Here is a 5,881-nt window from a genome sequence, read left to right as displayed (position 1 = left end):
AACGCTCTTTAACAAAACAGATTACCGATAAGTGTGAGTGCCTTGGGCCTCACACTGTTTGAAAGACAGACAAGATGATGTTTTGAACATTGTCCTGTCGGTTTCTTTGAAGCAGACCAGAAGTTAAAAAGTTAGAGATTGAACATAAGAGTTTGATCCTGGCTCAGATTGAACGCTGGCGGCATGCTTTACACATGCAAGTCGGACGGCAGCACAGAGAAGCTTGCTTCTCGGGTGGCGAGTGGCGAACGGGTGAGTAACATATCGGAACGTACCGGGTAGTGGGGGATAACTGGTCGAAAGATCAGCTAATACCGCATACGTCTTGAGAGGGAAAGCAGGGGACCTTCGGGCCTTGCGCTATTCGAGCGGCCGATATCTGATTAGCTGGTTGGTGGGGTAAAGGCCCACCAAGGCGACGATCAGTAGCGGGTCTGAGAGGATGATCCGCCACACTGGGACTGAGACACGGCCCAGACTCCTACGGGAGGCAGCAGTGGGGAATTTTGGACAATGGGCGCAAGCCTGATCCAGCCATGCCGCGTGTCTGAAGAAGGCCTTCGGGTTGTAAAGGACTTTTGTCAGGGAAGAAAAGGCTGTTGCTAATATCAGCGGCTGATGACGGTACCTGAAGAATAAGCACCGGCTAACTACGTGCCAGCAGCCGCGGTAATACGTAGGGTGCAAGCGTTAATCGGAATTACTGGGCGTAAAGCGGGCGCAGACGGTTACTTAAGCAGGATGTGAAATCCCCGGGCTCAACCCGGGAACTGCGTTCTGAACTGGGTGACTAGAGTGTGTCAGAGGGAGGTAGAATTCCACGTGTAGCAGTGAAATGCGTAGAGATGTGGAGGAATACCGATGGCGAAGGCAGCCTCCTGGGATAACACTGACGTTCATGCCCGAAAGCGTGGGTAGCAAACAGGATTAGATACCCTGGTAGTCCACGCCCTAAACGATGTCAATTAGCTGTTGGGCAACTTGATTGTTCAGTAGCGTAGCTAACGCGTGAAATTGACCGCCTGGGGAGTACGATCGCAAGATTAAAACTCAAAGGAATTGACGGGGACCCGCACAAGCGGTGGATGATGTGGATTAATTCGATGCAACGCGAAGAACCTTACCTGGTCTTGACATGTACGGAATCCTCCAGAGACGGAGGAGTGCCTTCGGGAGCCGTAACACAGGTGCTGCATGGCTGTCGTCAGCTCGTGTCGTGAGATGTTGGGTTAAGTCCCGCAACGAGCGCAACCCTTGTCATTAGTTGCCATCATTCAGTTGGGCACTCTAATGAGACTGCCGGTGACAAGCCGGAGGAAGGTGGGGATGACGTCAAGTCCTCATGGCCCTTATGACCAGGGCTTCACACGTCATACAATGGTCGGTACAGAGGGTAGCCAAGCCGCGAGGCGGAGCCAATCTCACAAAACCGATCGTAGTCCGGATTGCACTCTGCAACTCGAGTGCATGAAGTCGGAATCGCTAGTAATCGCAGGTCAGCATACTGCGGTGAATACGTTCCCGGGTCTTGTACACACCGCCCGTCACACCATGGGAGTGGGGGATACCAGAAGTAGGTAGGATAACCGCAAGGGGTCCGCTTACCACGGTATGCTTCATGACTGGGGTGAAGTCGTAACAAGGTAGCCGTAGGGGAACCTGCGGCTGGATCACCTCCTTTCTAGAGAAAGAAGGGGCTTTAGGCATTCACACTTATCGGTAAACTGAAAAGATGCGGAAGAAGCTTGAGTGAAGGCAAGGTTCGCTTAAGAAGAGAATCCGGGTTTGTAGCTCAGCTGGTTAGAGCACACGCTTGATAAGCGTGGGGTCGGAGGTTCAAGTCCTCCCAGACCCACCAATAACGGGGGCATAGCTCAGTTGGTAGAGCACCTGCTTTGCAAGCAGGGGGTCATCGGTTCGATCCCGTTTGCCTCCACCAAAACTTTGCAAATCAAAGTAATCCTGTTGCTTTTATTTTATTTGTACTTTTATATTTTATAGCAACTTATTTTGATTTGCGGAGTAGAATAACGACGCATCGATCTTTAACAAATTGGAAAGCCGAAATCAACAAACAAATAAAAGTTGGTTTGCCGAATCGAAACCGGTTGCAACCGGTGTTGATTCCAAATGTCAAAACATGGAAAAGCAAACCGAAACAGTATTTGGGTGATGATTGTATCGACTTAATCCTGAAACACAAAAGGCAGGATTAAGACACAACAAAGCAGTAAGCTTTATCAAAGTAGGAATTTCAAGTTTACTTCCCTAGTCAACGGGTAGGTAAACGAAGTCAAAGAAGTTCTTGAAATGATAGAGTCAAGTGAATAAGTGCATCAGGTGGATGCCTTGGCGATGATAGGCGACGAAGGACGTGTAAGCCTGCGAAAAGCGCGGGGGAGCTGGCAATAAAGCTATGATCCCGCGATGTCCGAATGGGGAAACCCACTGCATTCTGTGCAGTATCCTAAGTTGAATACATAGACTTAGAGAAGCGAACCCGGAGAACTGAACCATCTAAGTACCCGGAGGAAAAGAAATCAACCGAGATTCCGCAAGTAGTGGCGAGCGAACGCGGAGGAGCCTGTACGTGATAACTGTCGAGATAGAAGAACAAGCTGGGAAGCTTGACCATAGTGGGTGATAGTCCCGTATTCAAAATCTCAACAGCGGTACTAAGCGTACGAAAAGTAGGGCGGGACACGTGAAATCCTGTCTGAATATGGGGGGACCATCCTCCAAGGCTAAATACTCATCATCGACCGATAGTGAACCAGTACCGTGAGGGAAAGGCGAAAAGAACCCCGGGAGGGGAGTGAAATAGAACCTGAAACCTGATGCATACAAACAGTGGGAGCACCCTAGTGGTGTGACTGCGTACCTTTTGTATAATGGGTCAACGACTTACATTCAGTAGCGAGCTTAACCGAATAGGGGAGGCGTAGGGAAACCGAGTCTTAATAGGGCGAATAGTTGCTGGGTGTAGACCCGAAACCGAGTGATCTATCCATGGCCAGGTTGAAGGTGCCGTAACAGGTACTGGAGGACCGAACCCACGCATGTTGCAAAATGCGGGGATGAGCTGTGGATAGGGGTGAAAGGCTAAACAAACTCGGAGATAGCTGGTTCTCCCCGAAAACTATTTAGGTAGTGCCTCGAGCAAGACACTGATGGGGGTAAAGCACTGTTATGGCTAGGGGGTTATTGCAACTTACCAACCCATGGCAAACTCAGAATACCATCAAGTGGTTCCTCGGGAGACAGACAGCGGGTGCTAACGTCCGTTGTCAAGAGGGAAACAACCCAGACCGCCAGCTAAGGTCCCAAATGATAGATTAAGTGGTAAACGAAGTGGGAAGGCATAGACAGCCAGGATGTTGGCTTAGAAGCAGCCATCATTTAAAGAAAGCGTAATAGCTCACTGGTCGAGTCGTCCTGCGCGGAAGATGTAACGGGGCTCAAATCTATAACCGAAGCTGCGGATGCCGGCTTACCGGCATGGTAGGGGAGCGTTCTGTAGGCCGATGAAGGTGCATTGTAAAGTGTGCTGGAGGTATCAGAAGTGCGAATGTTGACATGAGTAGCGATAAAGCGGGTGAAAAGCCCGCTCGCCGAAAGCCCAAGGTTTCCTACGCAACGTTCATCGGCGTAGGGTGAGTCGGCCCCTAAGGCGAGGCAGAAATGCGTAGTCGATGGGAAACAGGTTAATATTCCTGTACTTGATTCAAATGCGATGTGGGGACGGAGAAGGTTAGGTTAGCAAGCTGTTGGAATAGCTTGTTTAAGCCGGTAGGTGGAAGACTTAGGCAAATCCGGGTCTTCTTAACACCGAGAAGTGACGACGAGTGTCTACGGACACGAAGTAACCGATACCACGCTTCCAGGAAAAGCCACTAAGCTTCAGTTTGAATCGAACCGTACCGCAAACCGACACAGGTGGGCAGGATGAGAATTCTAAGGCGCTTGAGAGAACTCGGGAGAAGGAACTCGGCAAATTGATACCGTAACTTCGGGAGAAGGTATGCCCTCTAAGGTTAAGGACCTGCTCCGTAAGCCCCGGAGGGTCGCAGAGAATAGGTGGCTGCGACTGTTTATTAAAAACACAGCACTCTGCCAACACGAAAGTGGACGTATAGGGTGTGACGCCTGCCCGGTGCTGGAAGGTTAATTGAAGATGTGAGAGCATCGGATCGAAGCCCCAGTAAACGGCGGCCGTAACTATAACGGTCCTAAGGTAGCGAAATTCCTTGTCGGGTAAGTTCCGACCCGCACGAATGGCGTAACGATGGCCACACTGTCTCCTCCCGAGACTCAGCGAAGTTGAAGTGGTTGTGAAGATGCAATCTACCCGCTGCTAGACGGAAAGACCCCGTGAACCTTTACTGTAGCTTTGCATTGGACTTTGAAGTCACTTGTGTAGGATAGGTGGGAGGCTTAGAAGCAGAGACGCCAGTCTCTGCGGAGCCGTCCTTGAAATACCACCCTGGTGTCTTTGAGGTTCTAACCCAGACCCGTAATCCGGGTCGGGGACCGTGCATGGTAGGCAGTTTGACTGGGGCGGTCTCCTCCCAAAGAGTAACGGAGGAGTTCGAAGGTTACCTAGGTCCGGTCGGAAATCGGACTGATAGTGCAATGGCAAAAGGTAGCTTAACTGCGAGACCGACAAGTCGAGCAGGTGCGAAAGCAGGACATAGTGATCCGGTGGTTCTGTATGGAAGGGCCATCGCTCAACGGATAAAAGGTACTCCGGGGATAACAGGCTGATTCCGCCCAAGAGTTCATATCGACGGCGGAGTTTGGCACCTCGATGTCGGCTCATCACATCCTGGGGCTGTAGTCGGTCCCAAGGGTATGGCTGTTCGCCATTTAAAGTGGTACGTGAGCTGGGTTTAAAACGTCGTGAGACAGTTTGGTCCCTATCTGCAGTGGGCGTTGGAAGTTTGACGGGGGCTGCTCCTAGTACGAGAGGACCGGAGTGGACGAACCTCTGGTGTACCGGTTGTAACGCCAGTTGCATAGCCGGGTAGCTAAGTTCGGAAGAGATAAGCGCTGAAAGCATCTAAGCGCGAAACTCGCCTGAAGATAAGACTTCCCTTGTGGTTTAACCACACTGAAGAGTCGTTCGAGACCAGGACGTTGATAGGTGGGGTGTGGAAGCGTGGTAACGCGTGGAGCTAACCCATACTAATTGCTCGTGAGGCTTGACTCTATCATTTGAAGAACTTTAAGAGATAAAAGCTTACTGACTGATTCAGTTATCACCGAATATATTGATTAAGGCTTTACCGATTTGTAACAGTTTAAGTTTGGCGGCCATAGCGAGTTGGTCCCACGCCTTCCCATCCCGAACAGGACCGTGAAACGACTCAGCGCCGATGATAGTGTGGTTCTTCCATGCGAAAGTAGGTCACTGCCAAACACCCTTTCAGAAAACCCCCGGATATCCGGGGGTTTTTGCCTTACCCGCAAAGCGGGTCGGGAAATGCGGGCTTCGGGCGGATGCGGGGCTTGAAGCGTCCGGGTATTCATTTTAAAATGACGCACCTTATCGTCCGCAGGATGCGGTTTTATTGTTTGCAACCCTTAAAGGAAAAACCATGAAGAAAATGTTCGTGCTGTTCTGTATGCTGTTCTCCTGCGCCTTCTCCCTTGCGGCGGTAAACATCAATGCCGCTTCGCCTCAGGAGCTGGAGGCGCTGCCGGGCATAGGCCCGGCGAAGGCGAAAGCCATTGCGGAATACCGTGCGCAAAACGGCGCGTTCAAGTCTGTGGACGAGTTGACCAAGGTGAAGGGCATCGGCCTGGCGGTGCTGGCGAAGCTGAAGGACCAGGCTTCGGTCGGCGCGCCCGCGCCAAAAGCCCCCGCAAAACCGGCAACGCC

The 5,881-nt window shown here is 51.3% G+C and carries 2 tRNA genes, 3 rRNA genes and 1 pseudogene; all 6 read left to right on the top strand.

Annotation, left to right across the window (positions count from 1 at the left end):
• Positions 1 to 140 precede the first annotated feature (140 nt).
• Positions 141 to 1,681 (top strand): 16S ribosomal RNA (locus Q9J79_RS10095).
• A gap of 100 nt (positions 1,682 to 1,781) precedes the next feature.
• A tRNA-Ile gene (locus tag Q9J79_RS10090) sits at positions 1,782 to 1,858 on the top strand.
• Positions 1,859 to 1,863: 5 nt separating this feature from the next.
• Positions 1,864 to 1,939 (top strand) — tRNA-Ala (locus Q9J79_RS10085).
• A 378-nt stretch (positions 1,940 to 2,317) separates the two neighbouring features.
• Positions 2,318 to 5,209, top strand: a 23S ribosomal RNA gene (locus Q9J79_RS10080).
• A 96-nt stretch (positions 5,210 to 5,305) separates the two neighbouring features.
• Positions 5,306 to 5,419, top strand: a 5S ribosomal RNA gene (rrf, locus tag Q9J79_RS10075).
• The 16S, 23S and 5S rRNA genes sit together here with 2 tRNA genes alongside, the layout of an rRNA operon.
• Positions 5,420 to 5,499: 80 nt before the next feature.
• Positions 5,500 to 5,881, top strand: a pseudogene (locus Q9J79_RS10070) (helix-hairpin-helix domain-containing protein); the annotation flags it as partial.

The organism is Neisseria viridiae (assembly GCF_962747995.1).
GTDB lineage: Bacteria > Pseudomonadota > Gammaproteobacteria > Burkholderiales > Neisseriaceae > Neisseria > Neisseria viridiae.
This window is presented reverse-complemented; position numbering and strand designations above follow the sequence as displayed.